The organism is Streptomyces sp. NPDC015345, assembly GCF_043078805.1.
Lineage (GTDB): Bacteria > Actinomycetota > Actinomycetes > Streptomycetales > Streptomycetaceae > Streptomyces.
Genome location: NZ_JBIBTX010000001.1, coordinates 1,167,359 through 1,187,679, shown reverse-complemented (window position 1 = coordinate 1,187,679; position 20,321 = coordinate 1,167,359). Strand labels below are relative to the sequence as shown.

Genomic DNA, 20,321 nt, shown 5'->3' with positions numbered 1-20,321 from the left:
CGCGTCAGTACGAGTTGATCTCGACCCGGGGCGCGGTGTCGTGCCAGGTGCAGAACACCGACACCCTGTCCGCGCCCGAGGTGAACTGCACGCGGATCCACGTGTCCTGCTTCCACGTCCGCACCGACCAGCCCGCCGCCGGCGTCGCCGAGACCAGCGTCGCGGACTCCTTGCCGAGGTCGAAGGCGACCCGGCCGCCGTCGGTGCGGTAGCTCCGCACCGTGCCCGTGTCGGTGTCGGTGCCCGTGTCTTTGCCGGTGCCGACGGGCGGCGGGGTGTCGCCGCGCGTCGCCTCGGTGCGGGTCTTGGCCGGCGCGGAGGACTTCGGGGCTCGCGGGGGCTCTGTGGGCTCGGGGGACCGGGGCGACTTCTCGGCCGGTGACGGGTCGGGGCGGTGCGTCGAGGACGACAGCGCCTCCGCGCGGTCCCGGCCGCCGCCGCCGTCGGCCGCGAGCGGCAGGGCGCGCGGCGGGTCGTAGGCGGTGCCCGTCAGCACCGTGTGGACGCCCCACCACGACAGCGTGACCGCCGCGCCCGTGGCCAGCGACCATGCGATTGCGTGTACGAATCCTCTGCGCATCGCGGGCCATACTGCACCACGCGGTGCGGCGTTGTCCCCCGAGGACCGCGTTCCTCCGTATGGCGTACGGTGCCGCCCATGGCAAGTGTGCTCGTCGTCGAGGACGACCAGTTCGTGCGCTCCGCCCTCATCCGGCACCTGACCGATGCCTCGCACACCGTGCGCAGCGTCGGCACGGCCCTGGAGGCGCTGCGCGAGGTCGCCCATTTCCGCTTCGACGTGGTGATCCTGGACCTCGGCCTGCCCGACCTCGACGGGTCGGAGGCGCTGAAGATGCTGCGCGGCATCACGGACGTACCCGTGATCATCGCCACCGCGCGGGACGACGAGGCGGAGATCGTACGGCTCCTCAACGACGGCGCCGACGACTACCTCACCAAGCCCTTCTCGGTCGAACACCTGTCGGCACGGATGGCGGCGGTGCTGCGCCGCGCCCGTGGCATGGCCGGCGAGGCGCCGCCGAGCGACGTCCTGCGGGTCGGCGGGCTCCGCATCGACCCGCTGCGCCGCCAGGCCGAGCTGGACGGGGCGCGCCTGGACCTGACCCGCCGCGAGTTCGACCTGCTCGCCTTCCTCGCCGGGCGGCCCGGCGTCGTCGTGCCGCGCAGGGAGCTGCTCGCCGAGGTGTGGCAGCAGAGCTACGGCGACGACCAGACCATCGACGTACACCTTTCCTGGCTGCGGCGGAAGTTGGGCGAGACGGCGGCCCGGCCCCGCTATCTGCACACCCTGCGCGGCGTCGGTGTGAAGCTGGAGCCGCCGGCCGCGGACTCGCCGCTGTGAGGTGGGCCCTCGTCAAGGTCTGCCTGGCCGTCACGACGATGGTCGTGGTGGCCTTCGCGGTACCGCTCGGCCTCGTCGTGAAGGAGATGGCCAGGGACCGCGCCCTCTCGAACGCGGAGCGGCACGGCGCGGGCATGGGCCCCACGCTCTCCATCACCACCGACCGCGCGGAGCTGACCCGGGCCGTCGCCACGTCCGAGGCGGGCGGCGAAGGGCGGATGGCCGTCCACGTACCGGCCATCGGCGACGCCCCCGCCTTCGAGGTCGGTGACCCGAGGGCCGACGCGCGGGCCGTGGCGGCCACCCGCGAGGAGGGCCGGGCCAGGACCACCGGGGTGCCCGGCGGCTTCGTGGTCCTCCAGCCGACCGCGCTCAGCTCCGGGACGGCGGTCGTGGAGATCTACGTTCCCGAGGCCGAGGTCAGCAACGGCGTGACCACGGCATGGCTGGTGCTCGCGGGCGTCGGCGTCGCGCTCGTCATCGGCTCGGTGGCGGTCGCGGACCGGCTCGGCGTACGCATGGTCCAGCCGGCGAAGCGGCTGGTGGGCGCCGCGCACGACCTCGGGGAGGGGAAGCTGGGGGCGCGGGTGCCGGAGGAGGGGCCGACCGAACTGCGGCTGGCGGCGGTCGCGTTCAACTCCATGGCCGACCAGGTCGTCCAACTCCTCGCCAATGAACGGGAGCTGGCGGCCGACCTCTCCCACCGGCTGCGCACGCCGCTCACCGTGCTGCGGCTGAACGCGGCCTCGCTCGGCGACGGTCCGGCGGCCGAGCAGACCCGTACGGCCGTCGAGACGCTGGAGCGCGAGGTCGACACGATCATCCGCACGGCGCGGGACGCGAAGCCGCGGACCGGGGCGGCGGTCGGCTCCGGCGCGGGCTGCGACGCCGCCGAGGTGATCCGGGAGCGGATGGCGTTCTGGTCGGCGCTGGCGGAGGACGAGGGGCGGGAGGCGCGGCTCGCGGGGGTGGAGCGGCCGGTCCGCCTACCGGTGGCGCGGGCCGAGCTGGTCGCCGCGGTCGACGCGTTGCTCGGCAACGTCTTCCGGCACACACCTGAGGGCACGGCGTTCTCGGTGGACGTGCACAGCGGTGAGGACGCGGTGATCGTCCTCGTCTCCGATGCCGGGCCGGGGATCGCCGACCCCGAGGCGGCGCTGGCGCGGGGCGCGGGTTCGGGGGAGGACGGCTCCACGGGGCTCGGCCTGGACATCGTGCGGCGCCTGGCGGAGTCGACGGGCGGGGATGTGCGGGTCGGCGGCTCGGTGCTTGGCGGGGCGGAGGTTCGGGTGTGGCTTCAGCGGGGTGGGCGTGAGCGGGGGCGTGGGGGTGCGGTGGGACGGCGTAGGCGGGGGCGGGGGCGGAGCTGAGCGCCCCTTAGGGGCGCGGGGAACTGCGCGACCAGCCCCCACCCACCCACACGGGTTCAGTCCAGCACCAGCTCCCGCGGCAGCGCCCCCGCGCCGGCGACCGTCGCGTACCAGTGGGCGCTGGACTTCGGGATGCGGGCCTGCGTCTCGTAGTCGACGTAGACCGCCCCGAAGCGCTTGCTGTAGCCGTACGCCCATTCGAAGTTGTCCAGGAGCGACCAGAGGTAGTAGCCGCGGACGTCGGCGCCGTCGGTGATGGCGCGGCGGACGGCGGCCAGATGGCCGTGCAGGTAGGCGATGCGCTCCGGATCGTGGACGCGGCCGTCCGGATCGGGCTTGTCGTCGCAGGCCGCGCCGTTCTCCGTGATGTACAGCGGCAGCCCAGGCGCCTCCCGCGAGTACCGCATGATCAGCTCGTGCAGCCCCGTCGGGTCGATGGTCCAGCCCATCTCGGTGCGCTCGCCCGGCGTCTGGTGGAAGGCCACGTCCTCGGCCGAGGGCCAGGGGGAGTGGTCGCTCGCGCCATGCCCGTCGGCGCTCGAACTGCCGCCCTCGGGGGCGGCCGACACCAGCGCGGGCGTGTAGTAGTTGAGGCCCAGCGCGTCCAGCGGCTGGTGGATGGCGGCCAGGTCGCCGTCCTTGACGCAGGACCAGTCGGTGATCCGGGCCGTGTCCGTCAGCAGATCCGCCGGATAGGCGCCGTGCAGCATCGGCCCGTGGAAGACGCCGTTGGCGAGGTTGTCGATGCGCCGCCGGGCGTCCATGTCCGGTGCGGAGCCGGAGACCGCCCTGACCACAGCGGAGTTGAGGCTCACCGCGACACGGGCGCGGGCCGGCAGGGCGGCACGCAGCGCTTGCGTACCGAGCCCGTGCGCGAGGTTGAGGTGGTGCGCGGCATGGAGGGCGGCCGCGGGGTCGGTGCGGCCGGGGGCGTGCACGCCGGAGCCGTAGCCGAGGAAGGCGCTGCACCACGGTTCGTTGAGCGTGATCCAGGACTCGACGCGGTCGCCCAGCGCCTCGGCGACGAAGCCCGCGTACTCGGCGAAGCGGTACGCCGTCTCGCGCGCCGGCCAGCCGCCCGCGTCCTCCAGCTCCTGCGGCAGGTCCCAGTGGTAGAGCGTCACGGCGGGCGCGATGCCCTTGGCGAGGAGCTCGTCGACAAGGCGCCGGTAGAAGTCCAGGCCGCGCTGGACGGCGGGGCCGCGCCCGGTGGGCTGCACCCGCGACCAGGAGACGGAGAACCGGTAGGCGTTCAGGCCGAGGTCCGCCATGAGCGCCACGTCGTCGCGGTAGCGGTGGTAGTGCTCGACGGCGACGTCACCGGTGTCACCGCCGACCGTGCGTCCCGGCGTATGGCTGAAGGTGTCCCAGATGGAGGGGGTGCGGCCGTCCTCGCGCACGGCGCCCTCGATCTGGTACGCGGAGGTAGCGGCGCCCCAGAGGAAACCGGCGGGAAAGGCGAGGGGAGAGGGAGGGGTGAGGGGGGTGAGGGATTCGGGCATGGAAGCGCTCCCATAGAGGGGTGAGGGAAGTGCGGGAAATGGGGAACAGAGGGAGGCGGCGGTGTCCGGGGGCCCGCGGGCCCCCGGAGGGCTCAGCCCTTGACCGCGCCCTGCATGATGCCGCTCACGATCTGCTTGCCGAACAGGACGAACGCCAGGAGCAGCGGCAGCGTGCCGAGCAGCGCGCCCGCCATGATCACCGCCCGGTCGGGGATGTACCCCGTGCCGAGGGAGTTGAGCGCCACCTGCACGGTGGGGTTCGACTGGTTCAGCGCGATGATCGGCCACAGGAAGTCGTTCCAGGCCATGACGAACGTCAGCAGGCCGAGCACGGCCATCGCGGGCCGCGCCGCCGGGAACACCACGTGCCAGATGATGCGCAGGCTGCTCGCCCCGTCCATCCGCGCCGCCTCGATCAGCTCGCTGGGCAGCGCCTGGAGCAGGTACTGCCGCATGAAGAAGACACCGAAGGCGCTCACGAACGTCGGCAGGATCACGGCCTGGAGCTGGTTGGTCCACTGGAGGTCGGCGACCCACAGATACAGCGGTACGACGCTCAGCTGCGGCGGCACCATCATCGTGCCGATGGTCAGCAGCAGCAGCGCCCCGCTGAAGCGGAACTTCAGCTTGGCGAAGGCGAATCCGGCGATCGTGGAGAACAGGACGGTGCCGATGGTGATGCTGCCCGCCACGATGGTGGTGTTGAGCATCGCGTCGCCGAGGCTCGCCTCGGTCCAGGCCCGTTCCAGGTTCTTGAAGAGGTTCCCGCCGAACCACAGGGGCGGCGGCGTCTGGGCGAGCCGCCCGCTGGTGCGCGAGGCCGCGATGGCCGTCCAGATCAGCGGGGCCAGCGAGACGGCGGTGAACAGCGCGAGGACGAGGTAGGTGAGCGGCCCCGCGTGCATCGTGCGGCCGGCCTTCAGGCCCATGGGGCGGGACGTCGGGCCCGTGGCGCGGGACTTCATCGGTCCTTCCTCAGACGTCGGGCGATCAGCAGATTGACCGCGGCGATGAGCAGCAGGATCACGAGCATCAGCCAGGCGACCGCGGACGCCCGCCCCAGGTGGCCGTTGATCCAGCCCTGGTCGTACAGATACAGGCCGAGCGTCTGGAACTGGTGGTCCGCGCCGCCCTTGGACCCGGCCGTCCCGCCGAACAGCAGCGGCTCACCGAAGAGCTGGGTCGCGCCGATGGTCGAGACGACGACCGTGAACAGGATCGTCGGCCGCAGCATCGGGATCGTCACGTGCCGGAACTGCTGCCAGCGCGAGGCGCCGTCGAGCGAGGCCGACTCGTACAGGTCGTGCGGCACGGCCTGCATCGCCGCCAGGTAGATCAGCGCGTTGTAACCGGTCCACCGCCAGATGACGATGGACGACACCGCGAACTGCGAACCCCACGACGACTCCCGCCAGTTGACGGGGTCGAGGCCCACCGAACCGATCATCCAGTTGACCATGCCGCCGTCCCACGCGAAGAGCAGCGTGAAGACCAGCGAGGCGCTCGCCACCGAGGTGGCGTACGGGGCGAGCATCGCCACCCGCCACAGGGTGGAGCCGCGCAGCTTGTAGTTGAGCAGGTGCGCGATGCCGAGCGCGATGGCCAGCTGTGGGACGGTGGAGATGACACCGATGGTGAAGGTGTTGCCGAGCGCGTTCCAGAAGTAGTCGCTCTGGAGCAGGTTGGTGTAGTTCTCCAGGCCGAGCCAGGTGCTCTCGTCGAGGTTGGTCAGCTCCAGGCGGTGCAGCGAGGCCCACCCGGTGTAGAGGAGCGGGAAGAGGCCGAAGGCACCGAAGAAGAGGAAGAACGGCGCCACGAAGACGTACGGCGACGCCTTGATGTCCCAGCGGTACAGGCGGCTGCGCCACGAGGACGTGGGGGAGGCCTTGCGGCTCCCGGACGCGGCCGGGGCCGCGTCCCCCTCACCGGGGGACGCGGTCTCGGCGTACTCAGCGGTCTCGGACATGGGCGTCACTGTCCCAGAACATCCTTGATCTCCTTCTGGGCGGCGCTCCAGCCCTCCTCGGGGGACTTGCCCTGCTGCTCCACCTGGAGCACACCGATGTCCGTGATGGACTGGCCGATCTGGGCGTCCTTGAGGCCGTAGACGGCCGAGGGGGTGTTCTTGGCGATACCGGCGAAGATCTCCGTGATGGGGGCGTCACTGAAGTACGCCTTGGTCGCCGGCGACGGCTTCAGCGTGTCGTAGACCGCCGGGGTGGAGGGGAAGCTGGCCTGCTTGGCGAAGACCTTCGCGAGCTGCTCGGGCTGGGTGAGCCAGACCGCGAGCTCGGTCGCCTCCTTCTTGTGCTTGCCCGCGCTCGGCACACCGAGGAACGTGCCGCCCCAGTTGCCGTCGGTCGGCGCCTTGGCCATGTCCCACTTGCCCTTGCCGTCCGGGCCCGTCTTCTCCTGAATGTAACCGGCCATCCAGGCGGGGCAGGCCACGGTGGCGAACTTGCCGTTGGCGAAGCCCTGGTCCCACGTCGGGTCGAACTGCTTGAGCTTGGCGGACATGTCGCCCCGCGCGACCTTCATGGCCGCGTCCCAGGCGTCCTTGCGGCCCTGGCTGTCCTCGTAGATCTCCTTGCCGCTCTTGTCGTAGTACCGCTCCTTCGCACCCGCGAAGACGGCGTTGTAGACACTGGAGGCGGAGTCGACGAACTTGGTGCCATCGGGCGCCTTGTCCATGTACTTCTCGCCCATCGCGACGTACTTGTCCCAGTCGCCCTCCCACTCCTTCGCGAGCTTCTCGCGGTCGGTGGGCAGCCCGGCCTTCTCGAAGAGGTCCTTGCGGTAGCAGAGCGCGGTCGGGCCGATGTCGACGCCGAGGCCGATCGTCTTGCCGTCCTCGGTGGTGGCCTGCTTCCACTTCCAGTCGAGATACGTCGACTTCTGTACGCCGTCCGCCTTGCCCAGATCCTCGAACTTGGCGCCCTGGGTCTGCACGACCTCGGTGATGTTGCTGACCTCTATGGCCGCGACGTCGTTGACACCGGCGCCGGACTGGAGCTGGGTGAGGAGCTTCGGGTAGTAGGCGTCGTTCCGCTCGATGACGTTCTCTTTGATCTCGATGTTCGGGTGGGCCTTCTCGTACTCCTCGTACAGACCTGCCTGCTTGAGGCCCAGCACACCGAACGTGCCCACATTGAGCGTGATCTTGCCGTCGCCGCCCGCTGAGCCGCTGTCGTCGTCGCTCGAACAAGCGGCCAGCAGGCTCGTGGCCAGCGCGGTCACGGCCGCGTAGGTCACGATCCTTCGGGTCCGGCGGGAACTGCTGTGCATGACGTCCTCCTGTTGCCTGACGTGCCGACCCCCCGGCCAACTGCACTGCTGGGCCCGTTGGTTCACTCTGCGGCTCGGGCGGGGAACGTGCGGGATGTGTACGTGTCAGGTAGTGTGGGAGCGCTCCCACGGGTGATGAGTTGAAGACTCGTGGTTGGGGGCGGGGGTGTCAAGGGACCGGACAGAGAGTTCTGTCTTCGGTTATCGGGCCGTTACGGGCGGCCGCGGTTTCGGCCCAGGCGCCAGGCGAAGATCCGGCTGTTACATTCCTCGCCGGGGGACGTGTGACGGGAGGCGGACAATGGCAGGTCACGCAGCGCGCGGCCGCGGCGGCGGACGACCGACTCTGGAGGAGGTCGCCGCGCGGGCGGGAGTGGGCCGGGGGACGGTGTCCCGCGTGATCAACGGCTCGCCCAGAGTCAGCGCGGCCACCCGGACGGCCGTCGAGGCCGCCGTGGCGGAACTGGGCTACGTACCCAACACCGCGGCCCGCGCCCTGGCCGCCAACCGCACGGACGCGATCGCCCTGGTCGTGCCCGAGCCCGAGACCCGCTTCTTCGCCGAGCCGTACTTCTCCGACGTGCTGCGCGGGGTGGGCGCCCAGCTCAGCGAGACCGAGATGCAGCTGCTGCTGATCTTCGCGGGGAACGACCAGCGGCGACAGCGCCTGGCCCAGTACCTCGCGGCCCACCGCGTCGACGGCGTACTGCTGGTCTCCGTGCACGCCGACGACCCGCTGCCGGACCTGCTGAGCCAGCTGGAGATCCCCGCGGTGATCAGCGGCCGCCGCTGTGCCGAGGAGCCGCTGCCCTCGGTCGACTCCGACAACTTCGCCGGGGCGTGCGCGGCGGTGGACCACCTGCTGGCGCGCGGGCGCACGGCCATAGCCACCATCACCGGCCGCCTCGACGTGTACGGCGCCCAGCGCCGCCTCGACGGCTACCGCGCCGCGCTGCGGGACGCGGGCCGCCCGGTCGACGAGCGGCTGATCGCGCCGGGCGACTTCACGGAGGAGGGCGGCCGCCGCGCGATGCGGGAGCTGCTCGCGGCCTGCCCCGAGGTGGACGCGGTCTTCGCGGGCTCCGACGTGATGGCGGCGGGCGCCCGGCAGGCGCTGCGGGAGGCGGGCCGCCGGATACCCGACGACGTGGCGCTGGTCGGCTTCGACGACTCGGCGATCGCCCGCCACATGGATCCGCCGCTCACCAGCGTGCGGCAGCCGATCGAGGAGATGGGGCGGGCCATGATCGACCTGCTCCTCGCGGAGATCGCCGACGACCGCCCGGCGGCCGTCCGCCGCCTGGAGCGACGCCAGCTGGTGCTCCCGACGGAACTGGTGGAGCGGGACTCTTCCTGAGCCCGCCCGGATCCCCCGCCCCCCGGGGGGAGCCGCGGAACGCGGAAAGAGCCCCGGTTCTCTCGAACCGGGGCCCTTTCCTTCAGGGTGAGTGACGGGACTTGAACCCGCGGCCACCTGGACCACAACCAGGTGCTCTACCAACTGAGCTACACCCACCATGTCCGGTCGTTTTGCTTTCTTCCGACCGGCCGAGAAAAAGTGTACAGGGTCCGAAGGGGTGCTCGCGCACACGTTTTCCGGACCCCGTACACGGAGCCCCCGCGAGGGCTACTCCGCGGCCAGCACGTGCTTGGCCGCGATCGACTTGGCGGTGTCCGAGTCCGGCCCGGGCTGTGGGACGAAGATCGCCTCGCGGTAGTAGCGCAGCTCGGCGATGGACTCGCGGATGTCGGCGAGCGCGCGGTGATTGCCGTTCTTGTCCGGGCTGTTGAAGTACGCCCGGGGGTACCAGCGCCGCGCGAGCTCCTTGATGGAGGAGACGTCGACGATCCGGTAGTGGAGGTACTCCTCCAGCGTCGCCATGTCCCGCAGCAGGAAGCCGCGGTCGGTGCCGACCGAGTTTCCGCACAGCGGAGCCTTCCGCGGCTCCTTGACGTGCTCGCGTACGTACGCCAGGACCTGCTCCTCGGCGTCGGCCAGTGTGGTGCCGCCGGCCAGCTCGTCGAGGAGCCCCGAGGCGGTGTGCATCGCGCGCACCACCTCGGGCATGGTCTCCAGCGCCGCGTCCGGCGGGCGGATCACGATGTCCACACCTTCGCCGAGCACGTTCAGTTCCGAGTCGGTGACCAGTGCGGCCACCTCGATAAGTGCGTCATCCGTCAACGAGAGCCCGGTCATCTCGCAGTCGATCCACACCATGCGATCGTTCATGCGTCTTACCCTACGGCGCGCTCCTCTGGCCGGGCAGGGGAGGACGGCCCGGCGCGTAGACGTCCGAGTGCGGCTTGCCGGGCTCGGCGGGCATGGAAGCCGTCGGCCCGAGGGCGCTTGCGGCCGCCGTGCGCCGGGTCTGCGTCGGCACCGGGCCCGCCTCCACCAGGGTGGGCACGGCCTGCGAGGACGCCTGGGCGGCCTCCAGCGCGCGCTCGCCCTGCGGCCTGCGGGCGCGGTAGGCGGCCCGGTAGGCGGCGGGGGATGAGCCGAGCTGACGGCGGAAGTGGCCGCGCAGCGCGACCGGTGAGCGGAAGCCGCAACGGCCCGCGACCTCGTCGACGGAGTAGTCGGAGGTCTCAAGGAGCCGCTGCGCCTGGAGCACCCGCTGGGTGATCAGCCACTGCAGGGGAGCGCTGCCGGTGAGCGAGCGGAACCTGCGGTCGAAGGTGCGCCTGCTCATATAGGCGCGCGCGGCGAGCGTCTCCACGTCGAACTGCTCGTGGAGGTGCTCAAGGGCCCAGGCGACGACCTCGGCGAGCGGGTCGGCGCCGATCTCCTCGGGTAAAGACCTGTCGAGATAGCGCTCCTGACCGCCGGCGCGGCGCGGCGGCACCACGAGCCTGCGGGCGAGCGCGCCCGCCGCTTCGTTGCCGTGGTCCGTGCGCACGATGTGCAGACAGAGATCGATTCCGGCCGCGGTGCCCGCGCTCGTCAGGACGTCTCCGTCGTCGACGAACAGCTCACGCGGGTCCACGTGGACGGACGGATAGCGCTTCGCGAGCGTCGGCGCGTACATCCAGTGGGTGGTCGCGGGCCGCCCGTCGAGCAGTCCCGCGGCAGCGAGCACGAACGCGCCGGTGCAGAGCCCGACGATGCGGGCCCCTTCCTCGTGCGCGCGGCGCAGCGCGTCCAGCGCCTCCGGGGGAGGCGGCGAGGTGATCGACCGCCAGGCCGGCACGACGACCGTCCCCGCCCGGCCGATCGCCTCCAGGCCGTGCGGCGCCGTCAGTTCGAGACCGCCGGTGGTCCGCAGCGGTCCGTCCTCACCGGCGCACACCAGCAACCGGTAACGGGGGACGCCGGCGTCCTGCCGGTCGATGCCGAAAACGGAGAGCGGTATGGAACTCTCGAAGATGGGACCACCGCTGAAGAGCAGCACCGATACGATCTCCCGGCGGCGGCGCCCGGAGAGCTTCCGAGCCGTGGTCTCCGGCGCGGCAGTGGAGTCGTGACTCATGGTGCTAAACCCCCCTCGGTCGCAGCGGCTCCCTGTTCTTGGCGCTCTTGACGTTCTTGACGTTTTTGACGTTTTTCACGTGCTTGCTGGGCCTGTCGCTCCTGCACGTTTCCCCTCGGTCCTCCACCAGTCCCCCGCCGTAATACAGTCAAGATCGAATCTACTGTGTCCCGTGCTGCCGGGGTGACCAGTTCAGCACCCGGCAGATTGTCGACATGGCAACTTGGCGTGAAGCTTTCGATCACGAAGCGTTGCACTCGTGGGCCCGACAGGGAAGTGCGCCTCTGCTCCATGGCCGGTCCCCGTAGGGTGCGCAGGCCCTCGGCGCACCTTTCAGTCCTGGTCGGACCGGGGTTGAGGGCCCGTTCGGCCAAGGAATGCCCGGCCTCCGGAAGTTGGCTGAAAAGCTACGGGAGCGTGTGTGCGAATCGGTCAGTCGACCGGCGTGCTCCCGGAGCCGTGCCGCACGCCCCGGTGCGCCCCTGTGCCCGTCCTGCTGTGCCGTCCACGGTGCCCGCCGTTCTGTTCCGCGAGCTGCCGCGCGGCGCCCCGCTCGGACTGCCGCAGCAGCACCCGGCAGACCCCGGTGACGGCCGCCAGGCCCAGCGCGGCGCCGCCCGCTCCCGCCAGGGAGGTCCCGTACCCCACAAGGACGACCGGAACCAGGACGCAGCTGAACGCCGCCCAGCGCACCACGTCGCCCACCGAGTCCTGCGGGGCCGCCCGTCGGGGCCCCCGGGCCCGGGGGCCGGAGGCCGGGCGGTGCCTGCGGCCGGGCGGAGACGGCGGAGACGGTGAGGACGGTGAGGGCGGTGGGGACACGGTCGGGGGTCCAGGCACGGCGTGCTCCCTGTCGCGGTGGCGTACGGGGGTTCAACGCGCGTTCGGGCGGCCGGTCACTGGTGAGCCGCGGGGCGGCCGCCGGACGGGTGCGCAAACCGCCTGTACGAGGCAGCAACCATTGCCATACGGGCGAGGCTCATGCATGCTCCGGTGAACGCCGGGAGGCCCTGTGCACGGCCCGGCGCGGGCCCGCACGGGCTCTTCGCAGGCTCTGGGCAGGAAAGGAGTGTCGCCGTACCCTTGGGGGTATGGGGTTGGGAAGATGATTCCCGGACGACCTTCAGGTCTTGAACTTTCTCGAACTCCCCTGAACTGCCGCACCACCTGAACAGCAGACCCTCCCACAGAGGACTCCTTCGCCGAGACACCCATGGCCGGTCACGAATTCTTCGAACCCGCGGACCGCAAGCGGCAGGTCGCCGATCCGACAGCGACCCCCCGAGCGGCGGAAGAACCGCGTCATTCCTGCGATCCGGCGTTCCGCCACGGCGTCGTCGTAGGCTTCGACGGCTCGACCTCCAGTGAGCGCGCCCTCGCCTACGCCATCGGCATGGCCCACCGCTCGGGATCGGGCCTGATCATCGTCCATGTCGCCAACCGGCTGCCCACCACGGTGTGGGCGGGCTGCGAGCCGCCGGTCTTCGTCGACGTGCCGGACCACCGCACCGAGGTGCTCGGTCTGGAGCTGGCCTGCGCGGACTACCTGACCGAGGTGCCCTGGATCCTCGTCGAGCGCGGCGGCGACATCTGCCACGAGTTGGAGGAGGTCGGCCGCGAGTACAGCGCGGACGCGATCGTCGTCGGCTCCACGCACGGCATCGTGGGGCGCATCTTCGGCTCCGTCGCGGGGCGGCTGGCGCGGCGCGCGCAGCGTCCCGTCATCGTCATCCCCTGATCACCGTCATCCGCTGACGGTCCGTACGGTTCGGCCGGCCCGTACGGCTCCCAAGTCCCCTGCGTAGCAGCCCTGTTGAGCGGATGAATCTACTCGCGCGTAGAGGTGGTTCCCGCCCTCGGGGCGGGTACATAGAGGTCGCCGGCATACCGCCCTGTCGGCCCGGGGGGTGACGGCCGCCGGACGCCGAGGGCGCGGGTCGGGGTAATGGGCGACCCCGGCCCCTGAAGAACGACCCCCTGCGCGCCGGTGGCACGCGCAGGGGGTCGTTCACATGTCCGCGGCGGGGGCGGCCCAGGCGGGGGCCGGCCCTACTCGACGGTGACCGACTTCGCGAGGTTGCGCGGCTTGTCGATGTCCCGGCCCAGCGCCAATGCCGTGTGGTAGGCGAGGAGCTGGAGCGGGATGCCCATCAGGATCGGGTCGAGCTCGTTCTCGTTCTTCGGGACGATGATCGTCTGGTCGGCCTTCTCCTGCTCCTGGTGCGCGACCGCGAGGATCTTGCCGCTGCGGGCCTTGATCTCCTCCAGGGCGGCGCGGTTCTTCTCCAGCAGGTCGTCGTCCGGGACGATCGCGACGGTCGGCAGGGCGGGCTCGATGAGCGCGAGCGGACCGTGCTTCAGCTCGGACGCGGGATAGGCCTCGGCGTGGATGTACGAGACCTCCTTGAGCTTGAGCGAGGCCTCGCGGGCGACGGGGTAGCCGCGTACGCGCCCGATGAAGAGCATCGAGCGGGCGTCGGCGTAGCTCTTGGCGATCTTCTTGATCTCGTCCTCCTGCTTGAGGATCTCCGAGATCTGGCCGGGCAGCTTCCGCAGGCCCTCGATGATCCGCTTGCCGTCGGAGACCGACAGGTCGCGGATGCGGCCGAGGTGCAGGGCGAGCAGGCCGAAGGCGACGGTGGTGTTCGTGAAGCACTTCGTCGATACGACGCAGACCTCCGGGCCCGCGTGGACGTACACGCCCGAGTCCGCCTCACGGGCGATCGCCGAGCCGACCACGTTGACCACACCCAGGACGCGGGCGCCCTTGCGCTTCAGCTCCTGGACGGCGGCCAGCACGTCGTACGTCTCACCGGACTGGGAGACCGCGATGTAGAGGGTGTCGGGGTCCACGACCGCGTTGCGGTAGCGGAACTCGGACGCCGGCTCCGCGTCGGCGGGGATGCGGGCCAGCTCCTCGATCATCTGGGCGCCGATCATGCCCGCGTGGTACGAGGTGCCGCAGCCGAGGATCTTGACGCGGCGCACCTTGCGGGCGTCGTGCGCGTCGAGGTTGAGGCCGCCGAGATGCACGGTGGAGAAGCGGTCGTCGATGCGGCCGCGAAGCACGCGGTCCACCGCGTCGGGCTGCTCGAAGATCTCCTTGTGCATGTACGTGTCGTGGCCGCCCATGTCGTACGACTCGGCCTCCCACTCCACGGTGGTCGGCGAGGCGGTCGTGCGGGAGCCCTCGGTGGTGTACGTGCGGTAGTCGTCGGCCTTGATGGTGGCCATCTCGCCGTCGTCGAGGGTGACGACCTGGCGGGTGTGGGAGACGAGCGCGGCGACGTCCGAGGCGACGAACATCTCCTTCTCGCCGATGCCGAGGACGACCGGGGAGCCGTTGCGGGCGACGACGATGCGGTCGTTGAAGTCGGCGTGCAGGACGGCGATGCCGTACGTGCCCTCGATGTGGCGCAGCGCCTCGCGCACCTTCTCTTCCAGGGTGTCCGCCTGGGAGCGGGCGATCAGGTGGGTGAGGACCTCGGTGTCCGTCTCGGAGAGGAACTCGATGCCGTCGGCGGTGAGCTTGGCGCGCAGCTCGGAGGCGTTGTCGATGATGCCGTTGTGGACGACGGCGACCTTCTCGTCCTGCGAGAGGTGCGGGTGGGCGTTCTCGTCGGAGGGGGCGCCGTGCGTGGCCCAGCGGGTGTGGGCGATGCCGGTGGTGCCCTTGAAGCGGGCGGGCACCTTGGCCTCCAGGTCGCGGACGCGACCCTTGGCCTTCACGGTCTTCAGGCCCGTGGCCTTGGGACCGGTGACGGCGATGCCCGCCGAGTCGTAGCCGCGGTACTCCAGGCGCTGGAGGCCTTCGAGGAGCAGCGGGGCGACGTCACGCTTGCCGATGTAACCGACGATTCCGCACATAGAGGGTGTCCTAGCCGTAGATGATGCGGCGCAGCTGCCTGAGGCTCAGCTCGGGCGGCGCGACCGCGCGGTATTCGAGGTCCGCCGAGATCTGCTGGAAGATCGCCGCGTTCAGCAGGCCCTGACCCTGGAGTTCGCGGTGGCGGCGACGGACGAAGTCTTCGGTCGTCTCGTCGAAGTAGGCCAGCACGTCCTGGATGACCCGCAGGGCTTCGCCCCGCTGGAGCGGGGTGCTGCGGGTGAGGTGGTCCACCAGGTCGTCGTGCATTCGATGATCCTGGGGGATCTTCTCCGCTTTCGCAAGAATCCTGCCCGGAATCGGGCAGGAGCGTGGCGTGATGGGCCGGATGGTGGCTTCTGTGCGGCTCACATACGGCGCAGGACCGCCTGCTTGGCCGCGGTGAACTCCTCCTCCGTGAGGATCCCCGCCCGGTGCAGTTCGCCCAGCTCGCGCAGGCGCCGCAGAAGGGCGTCGTGGTCCTCGGCCGGGGGCGCCGGGGCCGTGGACTTCGTGAGGGCGGGCGGCGCGTCCTCGGGGGCCGCAGGGGCGGTGGGCGCCGAGGGGTGGGGGAGGCGGGCCTGGACCGCGGCGGCGACCAGGGCCATCAGCGGGTCCTTCTTGAAGCCCCAGAGCTCCACCGCGTTGGGGTCGTACTTCGGTGGGGTCTTGCTCGGGGCGTTGCGCACGGTGAAGCGGAGGTAGCCGTTCTCCAGGCCGACCGCCGGCTGCCACTCCACCGCGGCGACCTCGGCGAGCGGCAGGGACCGGGTGCCGGACGCCGACTTCGCCTCCTCCGTCTTCCAGTTCCACTCCAGGCGTATCCGCTCCCCGTCGAAGCTCGCGGTGCCGTCCCCGGCGGAGACCGACAGCGGCACGGACGGGCCGGGGAGGAGGTAGGCCTCGCAGGGGGCGGTCGGCACCTGTTCGATCAGATGGGCGTTGCGCACCTCGTCGACCAGGTACTCCGCCACGCCGTACCGGTCGGGTTCCACGATCAGCTGATACGGGTCGCTGTCCGTCAGCTTGCCGCCCGTCGCCTGGAGCAGCGGGTCGGCGCCGTCGCGCAGGCGCAGCCGCAGCCGGCCCGACTTCTTTCCGTGCTCGAAGGCGATGCCCGCCAACGCGCCCAGCGGTACGGCCAGTTCGCCCAGTGTCTTGCGGAGCAGGGAGACGCTCTTGTCGTGGCCCGGCACGAGCCGCAGCGTCTGTCCGTCGAAGGTCCAGGTTCCGTCGCGCTGGATGATTTCCGCCATGCGGGGATTCTCGCACCGCTCCGGGGACAGCTGGTCTACACCCCTTGACCCCTAGTGGGGGCCGGGTTACCAATGGGAACCGTTCGAACGGTATGCACCACAGCTGCGCCCCCGTCGAAGGGACCCGCTTGTGAGAACGCACCACAGAACACCGAGCGCACAGAGAGTGCGGAGAACACCGAGAGCACACCACCGGACGTCACGGCTGCTCGGCTCGCTGCTGCTGGTGGCGGCCGCCGGGATCTCCTCCTTCGCCGCCGCACCCGCGCCCGCGGGGAAGCCGAAGACCCCGGTCACCCCGCTCGGCCAGATCGTCCCGGCGCCCCTGAAGGCCGAGCCGGGCGGTGCCGGTTACGAGATCACCGCGAAGACCCGCATCCGCGTCGGCAAACCGGAGGAGCGGCGCATCGGCGAGTACCTCGCCAAGGTGCTGCGCCCCTCCACCGGCTACAGACTGCCCGTCGTCACCGGCGAGGGCGGCGACGGCATCCGCCTGCGCATCAGCGCCGAACCGGAGAACAAGGTCCTCGGCAACGAGGGCTACCGGGTCATCTCCACGCGCGGCTCCCTCACCATCACCTCCTGGTCGGACGCCGGGCTCTTCCACGGCGTCCAGACGGTGCGCCAGCAACTGCCCGCCGCCGTCGAGAAGAAGACCAGGCAGCGCGGCCCGTGGCGGATCGCGGGCGGCACCATCAGGGACATGCCGCGCTACGGCTACCGCTCCACGATGCTCGACGTCTCGCGGCACTTCTTCACCGTCGAGCAGGTCAAGCGCTACATCGACCAGGCGGCGCTCTACAAGATGAACAAGCTGCACCTGCACCTCAGCGACGACCAGGGCTGGCGCATCGCCATCGACTCCTGGCCGCGCCTGGCCACGTACGGCGGCTCCACGCAGGTCGGCGGCGGCGAGGGCGGCTACTACACCAAGGCCCAGTACAAGGAGATCGTCGCCTACGCCGCGTCGCGTCACCTGGAGGTCGTCCCGGAGATCGACATGCCGGGGCACACCAACGCGGCCCTCGCCTCGTACGCCGAACTGAACTGCGACGGCGTCGCCCCGCCCCTCTACACCGGCACCGCCGTCGGCTTCAGCTCGCTGTGCGTGAAGAAGGACGTCACGTACGACTTCGTGGACGACGTGATCCGCGAGCTGGCCGCCATGACGCCCGGCAAGTACCTCCACATCGGCGGCGACGAGGCGCATTCCACCAGCCACGAGGACTTCGTCGCCTTCATGGACAAGGTGCAGCCGGTGGTCGCCAAGTACGGCAAGACCGTCATGGGCTGGCACCAGCTCACCGGTGCCAGGCCCGCCGAGGGCGCCGTCGCCCAGTACTGGGGCTACGACAGGACGGGCGCCGCCGAGCGCGAGCAGGTCGTGGACGCCGCGAGGAACGGCACCAAGCTGGTCCTCTCGCCGGCCGACCGCTCCTACCTCGACATGAAGTACACCAAGGACACCCCACTCGGCCTGTCCTGGGCGGGCCTCGTCGAGGTGCAGCGCTCGTACGACTGGGACCCGGCGACCTACCTGAAGGGCGCGCCCGCGGACGCCGTCATGGGTGTCGAGGCGCCGCTGTGGACGGAGACGCTCTCGACCTCCGCGCACCTGGACCACATGGCGTTCCCGAGGCTGCCCGGGATCGCCGAACTCGGCTGGTCGCCCGCGGCCACGCACGACTGGGAGAAGTACAAGGTGCGGCTCGCCGCGCAGGCCCCGCGCTGGGACGCGCTGGGCATCGGCTACTACAAGTCGCCGCAGGTTCCCTGGCCCGCGGGGTAGGCGCACGGGCGGGGCTCCCGGGGACCGTCCCGGGAGCCCCGCCCGTACCTGCTTTTGCGGCTTTGGGGTCAGGCGCGCTTCTTGAGCTTCTTCGCCTTCTCGATCGCGTCCGCGAGGTCCTCGAGGATCGGCGCGCACTTGTCGTACGAGAAGATCGGCTCCGTGACGCGCGGGATGACCTGCCCGGCCTTGACCGCAGGGAGCTTGCGCCAGGTCGGCTTGGACTCGTCGAGGACGGCCGGCTGGAGGGCGGAGGTGCGGTTGTCCATCATGATGAGGTCCGCGTCGTACTGGTCGACGTTCTCCCAGCTGAGGTTCTCGAACCAGCCGCCGGACCCCTTCTTGGCCTTCTCCGGCGGCTCGATGATGTTCACGCCGAGCGCCTTGAAGTACTCCAGGTCGGCGGAGAGGTTCGAGCCGGAGACGTAGAACAGGTCCTGGCTCGCGGAGCCCACGAGGACCTTGATGTCCTTGTGCGCCTTGGCGACCCCGCGCAGCCGCTCGGAGGCGTCCTCGAAGCGCTTCTTCGCCTTGACGACCTTGTCGGACTTCACGTCCGCGCCGAGCGACTCGGCGAGCGCGAGGATGCGCTGGAGCGGCTGGGTCATCTGACGGTCGTAGACGCTGATGCCGACGCTCGGGGCGAGCTCGAGGATCTTGTCGCTGGGCTCCTCCGGCACGTACCAGAGGGTGCCCTTGGCGTCGAACATGGTGGAGATCAGCACGTCGGGGGCGAGGCTCGCGTACTTCTCGACGCTGAACCGGCCCCATTCGTTGCCGATGACCGTCAGCTTGCTGACGTCCATGTCGCCGGCCTGCACGTCGGCCTTGCCGTCCTTGGTCTTCGTCGGACCGAAGACGCCCTTGCACTCGATGCCGTAGTCGAACAGGGCGGCGGCGACGCCGGTGAACGCGACGATGTTCTTCGGTGTCGCGTCGCGCTTCGCCGTCTCGCCGCGGTCGTCCTTGAAGCTCCACGGGCCGGACTTGGCCGCGCCGCCCTCGGTCTTCTCCCCTTTCTCTCCGTCCCTTTTCCCGCTGCCGCAGGCCGCCAGGACGGCGGTCAGGCCGAGGGCGCCGCCGGCGGCGAGCACGCCGCGGCGGGAGAGCTGGGAGGGACGGGAGTGGGGCATGGGGTCTCTGCTTTCGTGACGGTACGGTGGCCGGGGCCACTGGCCGGAAGTAGAGCTTAGGCTAGCCTAAGCTCACTCTGGTTCCAGGGGCCCCTCACGCACCGCCGGCCGGGCAGGGTTGCCTGCTCAGCCCGCGAAGCCCAACTCCCGGGCGATGAGCATCCGCTGCACCTCGCTGGTGCCCTCACCGATCTCCAGGATCTTGGAGTCCCGCCACATCCGGGCCACCGGGTACTCGTTCATGAAGCCGTATCCGCCGTGGATCTGCGTGGCCTCGCGGGCGTTGTCCACGGCGACCGTCGAGGAGTAGAGCTTGGCGATCGCCGCCTCCTTCTTGAACGGCTCCCCGGCGACCAGGCGCGACGCCGCGTCCCGCCAGCCGACCCGGGCCATGTGCGCCCGCGTCTCCATGTCGGCGATCTTGAACTGGATGGCTTGATTCGCTCCGATCGGCTTCCCGAAGGCGTGCCGCTCCTTGGCGTACTTCACCGACTCGTCCACGCAGCCCTGCGCGAGGCCGGTGGCGAGTGCGGAGATCGCGACCCGGCCCTCGTCCAGGATGCGCAGGAACTGGGCGTAGCCCCGGCCTTCCTCGCCCAGGAGGTTCGCCGCGGGCACGCGGACGTCGGAGAAGGACAGCTCTCGGGTGTCCGAGGCGTTCCAGCCGACCTTCGAGTACGGCGCCGCGACCGTGAAGCCCGGTGTCCCCGACGGGACGATGATCGAGGAGATCAGCGGGCGGCCGTCGGCCTTGCGGCCGGTGACAGCGGTGACCGTGACCAGGCCGGTGATGTCCGTACCGGAGTTGGTGATGAAGCACTTCGAGCCGTTGATCACCCACTGGTCGCCGTCGCGCACGGCCGTGGTGCGGGTGCCGCCCGCGTCCGAGCCGCCGTCCGGCTCGGTCAGGCCGAACGCGCCGAGCATCTCGCCGGAGCACAGCTTCGGCAGCCACTGCCGCTTCTGCTCCTCCGTGCCGAACAGGTGCAGCGGCATCGCGCCGAGCGAGACGCCCGCCTCCAGGGTGATCGCCACGGACGAGTCGACGCGGGCCAGCTCTTCGAGGGCGATGCCGAGCGCGAAGTAGTCGCCGCCCATCCCGCCGTACTCCTCGGGGAAGGGCAGGCCGAACAGGCCCATGCGGCCCATCTCGCGGACGATCTCGTACGGGAACTCGTGGCGCTCGTAGAAGTCGCCGATCTTCGGAGCGACGACGTCGTGCGCGAACGCCTCGACCGTGCGGCGCAGTTCCTCGTGCTCGGGGCTCAGACGGTGGTCCATCTTCTCT

General features: G+C 70.6%; 18 protein-coding genes and 1 tRNA gene. 5 read left to right on the top strand and 14 right to left on the bottom strand.

Annotated elements, in window-relative coordinates:
* Positions 1-4 precede the first annotated feature (4 nt).
* Positions 5-580, bottom strand: coding sequence for a hypothetical protein (locus ACF062_RS05300; protein WP_392135872.1), 576 nt, complete (start codon positions 578-580; stop codon positions 5-7).
* Between the two features lie 78 nt (positions 581-658).
* Here ACF062_RS05300 and ACF062_RS05295 point away from each other — a divergent pair, with 78 nt between their 5' ends.
* Together ACF062_RS05295 and ACF062_RS05290 are read left to right on the top strand one after the other, a co-directional pair.
* Positions 659-1,363 (top strand): response regulator transcription factor, encoded by a 705-nt coding sequence (locus tag ACF062_RS05295; RefSeq protein WP_392135869.1) that lies wholly within the window; start codon positions 659-661, stop codon positions 1,361-1,363.
* A complete protein-coding gene (locus tag ACF062_RS05290) occupies positions 1,360-2,733 on the top strand; it encodes a sensor histidine kinase (protein ID WP_392135866.1) in 1,374 nt (457 codons plus the stop codon). Before ACF062_RS05295 ends, ACF062_RS05290 begins: the two co-directional genes overlap by 4 nt.
* A gap of 56 nt (positions 2,734-2,789) precedes the next feature.
* Here the strand turns inward: ACF062_RS05290 and ACF062_RS05285 are convergent, their stop codons facing one another.
* The 4 genes from ACF062_RS05285 to ACF062_RS05270 all read right to left on the bottom strand — a co-directional run bounded on the left by ACF062_RS05285 (position 2,790) and on the right by ACF062_RS05270 (position 7,520).
* Complete coding sequence (locus ACF062_RS05285; RefSeq protein ID WP_392135863.1) at positions 2,790-4,235, bottom strand: GH1 family beta-glucosidase; 1,446 nt, start codon at positions 4,233-4,235, stop codon at positions 2,790-2,792.
* 92 nt (positions 4,236-4,327) lie between these two features.
* A complete protein-coding gene (locus ACF062_RS05280; protein WP_223774769.1) occupies positions 4,328-5,200 on the bottom strand; it encodes a carbohydrate ABC transporter permease in 873 nt (290 codons plus the stop codon).
* A complete protein-coding gene (locus ACF062_RS05275; protein WP_392135860.1) occupies positions 5,197-6,201 on the bottom strand; it encodes a carbohydrate ABC transporter permease in 1,005 nt (334 codons plus the stop codon). Before ACF062_RS05275 ends, ACF062_RS05280 begins: the two co-directional genes overlap by 4 nt.
* Before the next feature lie 5 nt (positions 6,202-6,206).
* Positions 6,207-7,520 (bottom strand): extracellular solute-binding protein, encoded by a 1,314-nt coding sequence (locus ACF062_RS05270; protein WP_356573024.1) that lies wholly within the window; start codon positions 7,518-7,520, stop codon positions 6,207-6,209.
* 301 nt (positions 7,521-7,821) lie between these two features.
* Between ACF062_RS05270 and ACF062_RS05265 the strand changes: the two genes are divergently transcribed.
* The gene (locus ACF062_RS05265) at positions 7,822-8,877 is read left to right on the top strand and encodes a LacI family DNA-binding transcriptional regulator (protein ID WP_392135856.1); all 1,056 of its coding nucleotides are present in this window, start codon (positions 7,822-7,824) and stop codon (positions 8,875-8,877) included.
* 86 nt (positions 8,878-8,963) lie between these two features.
* Here ACF062_RS05265 and ACF062_RS05260 read toward each other — a convergent pair.
* The 4 genes from ACF062_RS05260 to ACF062_RS05245 all read right to left on the bottom strand — a co-directional run bounded on the left by ACF062_RS05260 (position 8,964) and on the right by ACF062_RS05245 (position 11,695).
* Positions 8,964-9,036, bottom strand: a tRNA-His gene (locus tag ACF062_RS05260).
* A gap of 111 nt (positions 9,037-9,147) precedes the next feature.
* Positions 9,148-9,750 (bottom strand): oligoribonuclease, encoded by a 603-nt coding sequence (orn, locus tag ACF062_RS05255; RefSeq protein ID WP_205034441.1) that lies wholly within the window; start codon positions 9,748-9,750, stop codon positions 9,148-9,150.
* Positions 9,751-9,760: 10 nt separating this feature from the next.
* Positions 9,761-10,990, bottom strand: coding sequence for a helix-turn-helix domain-containing protein (locus tag ACF062_RS05250; RefSeq protein WP_392135854.1), 1,230 nt, complete (start codon positions 10,988-10,990; stop codon positions 9,761-9,763).
* 432 nt (positions 10,991-11,422) lie between these two features.
* Positions 11,423-11,695 (bottom strand): hypothetical protein, encoded by a 273-nt coding sequence (locus ACF062_RS05245; RefSeq protein ID WP_223774763.1) that lies wholly within the window; start codon positions 11,693-11,695, stop codon positions 11,423-11,425.
* Between the two features lie 508 nt (positions 11,696-12,203).
* Here ACF062_RS05245 and ACF062_RS05240 point away from each other — a divergent pair.
* On the top strand, positions 12,204-12,728 hold the full coding sequence (locus ACF062_RS05240) for a universal stress protein (RefSeq protein ID WP_223774762.1): 525 nt from the start codon (positions 12,204-12,206) through the stop codon (positions 12,726-12,728).
* Positions 12,729-13,039: 311 nt separating this feature from the next.
* On the opposite strand, the gene glmS is transcribed toward ACF062_RS05240, so the two are convergent.
* The 3 genes from glmS to ACF062_RS05225 form a co-directional block, all read right to left on the bottom strand.
* The gene (gene glmS / locus ACF062_RS05235; protein ID WP_392135851.1) at positions 13,040-14,857 is read right to left on the bottom strand and encodes a glutamine--fructose-6-phosphate transaminase (isomerizing); all 1,818 of its coding nucleotides are present in this window, start codon (positions 14,855-14,857) and stop codon (positions 13,040-13,042) included.
* A 10-nt stretch (positions 14,858-14,867) separates the two neighbouring features.
* A complete protein-coding gene (locus ACF062_RS05230) occupies positions 14,868-15,125 on the bottom strand; it encodes a hypothetical protein (RefSeq protein ID WP_205034437.1) in 258 nt (85 codons plus the stop codon).
* A 98-nt stretch (positions 15,126-15,223) separates the two neighbouring features.
* The gene (locus ACF062_RS05225; protein WP_392135849.1) at positions 15,224-16,111 is read right to left on the bottom strand and encodes a DUF4429 domain-containing protein; all 888 of its coding nucleotides are present in this window, start codon (positions 16,109-16,111) and stop codon (positions 15,224-15,226) included.
* A 166-nt stretch (positions 16,112-16,277) separates the two neighbouring features.
* Here ACF062_RS05225 and ACF062_RS05220 point away from each other — a divergent pair, with 166 nt between their 5' ends.
* Positions 16,278-17,900: a beta-N-acetylhexosaminidase gene (locus tag ACF062_RS05220; protein ID WP_392135848.1), complete on the top strand. Its 1,623-nt coding sequence runs from the start codon at positions 16,278-16,280 to the stop codon at positions 17,898-17,900.
* A gap of 68 nt (positions 17,901-17,968) precedes the next feature.
* Here ACF062_RS05220 and ACF062_RS05215 read toward each other — a convergent pair whose 3' ends face one another.
* Positions 17,969-19,033 (bottom strand): ABC transporter substrate-binding protein, encoded by a 1,065-nt coding sequence (locus ACF062_RS05215; RefSeq protein WP_392135846.1) that lies wholly within the window; start codon positions 19,031-19,033, stop codon positions 17,969-17,971.
* A 126-nt stretch (positions 19,034-19,159) separates the two neighbouring features.
* The gene (locus ACF062_RS05210; protein WP_223774757.1) at positions 19,160-20,314 is read right to left on the bottom strand and encodes an acyl-CoA dehydrogenase family protein; all 1,155 of its coding nucleotides are present in this window, start codon (positions 20,312-20,314) and stop codon (positions 19,160-19,162) included.
* Positions 20,315-20,321: the final 7 nt, after the last annotated feature.

Excerpts from the sequence above, each read along its gene's own strand:
- ACF062_RS05300 (WP_392135872.1), bottom strand. The coding sequence starts at position 580 with ATGCGCAGAGGATTCGTACACGCAATCGCATGGTCGCTGGCCACGGGC.
- ACF062_RS05295 (WP_392135869.1), top strand. The coding sequence starts at position 659 with ATGGCAAGTGTGCTCGTCGTCGAGGACGACCAGTTCGTGCGCTCCGCC.
- ACF062_RS05285 (WP_392135863.1), bottom strand. The coding sequence starts at position 4,235 with ATGCCCGAATCCCTCACCCCCCTCACCCCTCCCTCTCCCCTCGCCTTT.
- ACF062_RS05280 (WP_223774769.1), bottom strand. The coding sequence starts at position 5,200 with ATGAAGTCCCGCGCCACGGGCCCGACGTCCCGCCCCATGGGCCTGAAG.
- ACF062_RS05275 (WP_392135860.1), bottom strand. The coding sequence starts at position 6,201 with ATGTCCGAGACCGCTGAGTACGCCGAGACCGCGTCCCCCGGTGAGGGG.
- ACF062_RS05270 (WP_356573024.1), bottom strand. The coding sequence starts at position 7,520 with ATGCACAGCAGTTCCCGCCGGACCCGAAGGATCGTGACCTACGCGGCC.
- ACF062_RS05265 (WP_392135856.1), top strand. The coding sequence starts at position 7,822 with ATGGCAGGTCACGCAGCGCGCGGCCGCGGCGGCGGACGACCGACTCTG.
- orn (WP_205034441.1), bottom strand. The coding sequence starts at position 9,750 with ATGAACGATCGCATGGTGTGGATCGACTGCGAGATGACCGGGCTCTCG.
- ACF062_RS05250 (WP_392135854.1), bottom strand. The coding sequence starts at position 10,990 with ATGAGTCACGACTCCACTGCCGCGCCGGAGACCACGGCTCGGAAGCTC.
- ACF062_RS05240 (WP_223774762.1), top strand. The coding sequence starts at position 12,204 with ATGGCCGGTCACGAATTCTTCGAACCCGCGGACCGCAAGCGGCAGGTC.
- glmS (WP_392135851.1), bottom strand. The coding sequence starts at position 14,857 with ATGTGCGGAATCGTCGGTTACATCGGCAAGCGTGACGTCGCCCCGCTG.
- ACF062_RS05230 (WP_205034437.1), bottom strand. The coding sequence starts at position 15,125 with ATGCACGACGACCTGGTGGACCACCTCACCCGCAGCACCCCGCTCCAG.
- ACF062_RS05225 (WP_392135849.1), bottom strand. The coding sequence starts at position 16,111 with ATGGCGGAAATCATCCAGCGCGACGGAACCTGGACCTTCGACGGACAG.
- ACF062_RS05215 (WP_392135846.1), bottom strand. The coding sequence starts at position 19,033 with ATGCCCCACTCCCGTCCCTCCCAGCTCTCCCGCCGCGGCGTGCTCGCC.
- ACF062_RS05210 (WP_223774757.1), bottom strand. The coding sequence starts at position 20,314 with ATGGACCACCGTCTGAGCCCCGAGCACGAGGAACTGCGCCGCACGGTC.